Raw genomic sequence first — 3640 nt, 5'->3', positions numbered from 1 at the left:
ATAGACGCCCTAGAAGGCGAAAAGGCCGAGCTTCAACAACAGATCCACCACCACACCGTGGTTATGCCTCGGCAAAAGTTGATGGAAAGCATCACGCCCAACGAACACTTGGCCGGTTCAGCTATTCGAGAGATCCTGCACCACTTCGATATTGGCGAGGGGGATAAGATCCTGAAGAAAGATGGCACGCCGGTTTATGTTGAACGCCAAGATAAGTATGGCGATATGACCTATCAGGAAGTGCAGTTCGATGAAGAAGGGATCGTGGCCCTCTATGAAGACGGTATCCTCCCGGCGTTGGGCTCTATGCTAAGTGGCAGCAAGGCAAGTGGCGGCAATGCGCCTGGCAATACTGGTGGCGAGTTTCCCAGCAAGCCCAAAGAGGAGCAGCCAGCCGCAAAGCCAGCGGAGGCGCCCACCTTCGGTATGCGCTGATTTAGTGGTATAATATACAGGTCACGAATCCCGAGCGTGACCGGATGGCAGGCAAACCCCGTGGGTAAGTCTGCCACCCACCTTCCGCCGCCTGTGGTGGCACTGCAAGACCCCTCTCGCCTGTGGCGAACCCTCGAAGACCTGTGGTCTGTGAGAATCACTCCTACTAATGCAAAGGTGATTCCATGGCGACCCTACGCCTTACCGACATTATCGAACCCTCTAGCTTCACCGAATACCAGATCCAAGAATCCATGCAGAAGACGGCTTTGGTTCGCGCTGGTGTAGCTGTTCAAAACCCTGTGATTGCCAGCCAGCTTGCCGCTGGTGCCCAATCGTTCACCGTGCCTTTCTGGCATGACCTGGCCGACGATGAAGCCAACATCGTCAACGATGACCCCGCTATCCTTTCTAGCCCCAAGAAGATTGGCAGCGGTAAGCAGATCATCCGAAAATCATTCCTTCACCAATCATGGTCTGCCATGAACCTGGCGTCTGAGATCGCCGGGGATGATGCCCTGATGCGTATTCAGAGCCGCGTGCTGGCCTACTGGGATCGACAGCTACAACGCCGTTTAGTGGCCTCTCTACGCGGTATCCTGGCGGATAACGTAGCAACCGATGCCAGTGATATGGTCGTGGACATTTCCGCTGAAACGGACGCTGCCGGGGTCTTTGGTGCAGAGGCGGTCATTGATGCCTCGGGCACCCTTGGCGACTCAATGAACGACCTGGTGGCTATCGGTATGCACAGCGATGTTTACCGCCGCGCCCTCAAGAATGACCTAATCGAGTTTATCCCCGACTCCCAGGGCGGCACTATTGCCACCTTCCGGGGCCTGGCAACGGTCGTGGATGACGGTCTGCCAGTAGACGGCGGCAATTATACGTCTGTGCTGTTTGGGCGTGGTGCCGTGGGCTATGGGGCTGCCGCGCCTCAGATCGCAGAGGGGACGGAAGTAGAGAACCTACCGTCTGCTGGTCGTGGTGGCGGTCAACAGATTCTCCACTCTCGCATGAATATCGGTATGCACCCCGCTGGCTTCTCATGGCAGGAAACCACCGTTTCGGATGAATCCCCGAGCTTGTCCGAGCTGATCCTAGCCGATAACTGGACGCGCACCGTTGAGCGCAAGGCTGTACCCCTGGCCTTCCTTATCGCCCGCGTAGAGTAACCAGACTGGCCCCCTCGGGGGCCTTTTCGTTAGGAGGTTTCCTTATGACTAAGCAGCGTGTCGCCTGCAACGGTTCTCAGAAAAAACCACCCAAAAATGCAGTGAAGAAAATTATCGACCTGGCATCCCGTGGCGTGTCCAAAAAAGGCATTGCCCGTGGGCTAGGCTGTTCGCCTGACTTGTTTAACGCCTGGCTGGATAACTACCCCGAATTGCAAACCGCCCTGGATGAAGGCCGTGAAATGGAGCATGGCGAACTGTTTGGTTCCCTGTTCGATTCCGCCAAGACCGGCAACGTCACCGCCGCGATATTTCTCCTCAAGACCCGGCACGGTTACAGGGAAGGGGATCAAGGCGACCTGGCTAACCGCGTGTCGGTAACGTTCAATCTTCCGGGGCCACAATCCATGGAGGACTTCACCCGTACCATTAACGGGGGCGAGGTGGACAATGAAAGAGATTAAGCTGAATGGTTTTCAGGAGAAGGCCCTGGCGCTGCCTGAAGAGTTCGACCTATTTCTAGGCGGTGGCCGGGGTGGCGGCAAATCCTACGCCTTGGCGCTGTTAGCCATGCGTCACGTTGAAATGTATGGCGACAAAGCCCGCATCCTCTACCTGCGGAAGACCTACAAGGGCCTGGCTGACTATGAGCTAATCACCCGAGAGCTGTTCGCCATGGTCTATGGCACCGCTGCCCGGTATAACGCCGGGGAACACGTTTGGCGCTTTCCCAATGGCGGGTATATGGAGCTAGGCCAGCTTGAAACCCATGGGGACTATGCCAAGTATCAAGGCCGATCGTTCACCCTGCTGATAGTGGACGAAGCAGGACAATACCCGAGTTCAGAATTACTCGACATCATGCGTTCTAACTTGCGTGGCCCTAAAGAAATGCCCGTGCGTGTCGTGATCGCTGCGAACCCAGGCGGGCCGGGGCACCACTGGTTAGCTAAGCGCTATGTCTTTCAGGCTGACCCCTGGACACCGTTTTACGAATCCAAGAGCAAGCGACAGTGGATCTATGCGCCCTCCACCTTCGATGGGAACCGGTTTATTGATACCGAACAATACCGCGACCAACTCCAAAGCGCTTGCCCTGATGACCCCGAGCTATTGAGGGCATGGCTTGAAGGTGACTGGGCGGTAAACCGTGGGGCTTACTTTGCCTCAGTGATCGAAGAAAGCCGCAACGCCGTACCCACTTGGCAAGACATACCCGAGGATTGGAGCGTTCACCTAACCCATGACTTTGGCTCAAGCGCCCCGAGCGTCACTTATATATGCGCGGTAAGCCCCGGCGGTGAAGGGCCTGATGGTCGCTACTACCCAAGAGACTCTATTGTACTGGTGGATGAACTGCACACTGCTAGGCGCGAGAACCCCAACAATGGGCTTGGCTGGACGGTGCCGGTACTGGCTGAAGAGATCGTGAAGTGGTGCGCAGAATGGGAAGTAAAACCGCAAGGCGTGGCGGATGATGCGATATTTGCCAAGACAGGTTCAGGGGCGGGAAGTATTGCCGATGAGTTCTCTAAGGCGGGGGTAAGGTTCACGCCAGCAAAGAAGGCCGACAGAATCACAGGCTGGAACATCATGCGCCGCTTACTGGCTGATGCCGGGAAGCCAGATAGGCCGGGGCTTTATATCGCACGGCACTGTGAATATTTCTGGGATACCGTGCCGTACCTGGCGAGAGATCAGAAGCGCGTAGAAGACCTAGAGACAACCGGCCCTGACCATGCGGCTGATGCGGTGCGTTATGGATGCCTTCGCAAAGATCGCGTTATTGATATAGGGCCAATACGCTGGGGGTAGTCGACATAGGGACTAGTCGACGAGTACCCACCATGAAGAAATCCTCGACAGGCTGAGCACACCCTCCTATGTAACGGCAGTGAGTTGAAGCCCTAGCCGACGCTGGGGCTTTTTCCATTTGAAATGGAGGAAGTGAATAGCCGGAATTGCGGCCTTTTCCCGCATTTAGATGTGAGCCTGAGTCACTTCTAGGCGTGGTCAACCTGGCCTACCCA

At 56.0% G+C, this 3640-nt stretch carries 4 protein-coding genes; all 4 read left to right on the top strand.

Features of this window, described 5'->3' with window-relative positions:
- The coding region (locus NH395_RS18240) for a hypothetical protein (RefSeq protein WP_253026919.1) at nt 1-435 on the top strand (435 nt) is incomplete at its 5' end.
- A gap of 185 nt (nt 436-620) precedes the next feature.
- Nucleotides 621-1610, top strand: a complete 990-nt coding sequence (locus NH395_RS18235) for a major capsid protein (RefSeq protein ID WP_253026917.1) — start codon at nt 621-623, stop codon at nt 1608-1610.
- Between the two features lie 44 nt (nt 1611-1654).
- Entirely contained in the window at nt 1655-2074 is a 420-nt protein-coding gene (locus NH395_RS18230) for a hypothetical protein (RefSeq protein WP_253026915.1), read from the top strand.
- Nucleotides 2061-3425 carry a phage terminase large subunit gene (locus tag NH395_RS18225; protein ID WP_253026913.1) on the top strand — a complete coding sequence of 455 codons (1365 nt, stop codon included), beginning with the start codon at nt 2061-2063 and terminating at the stop codon, nt 3423-3425. The genes NH395_RS18230 and NH395_RS18225 overlap by 14 nt, the downstream gene beginning before the upstream one ends.
- The last annotated feature ends 215 nt before the right edge of the window (nt 3426-3640 follow it).

The organism is Halomonas sp. Mc5H-6 (assembly GCF_024124705.1).
GTDB classification, from domain to species: Bacteria; Pseudomonadota; Gammaproteobacteria; order Pseudomonadales; family Halomonadaceae; genus Vreelandella; species Vreelandella subterranea.
This window is presented reverse-complemented; position numbering and strand designations above follow the sequence as displayed.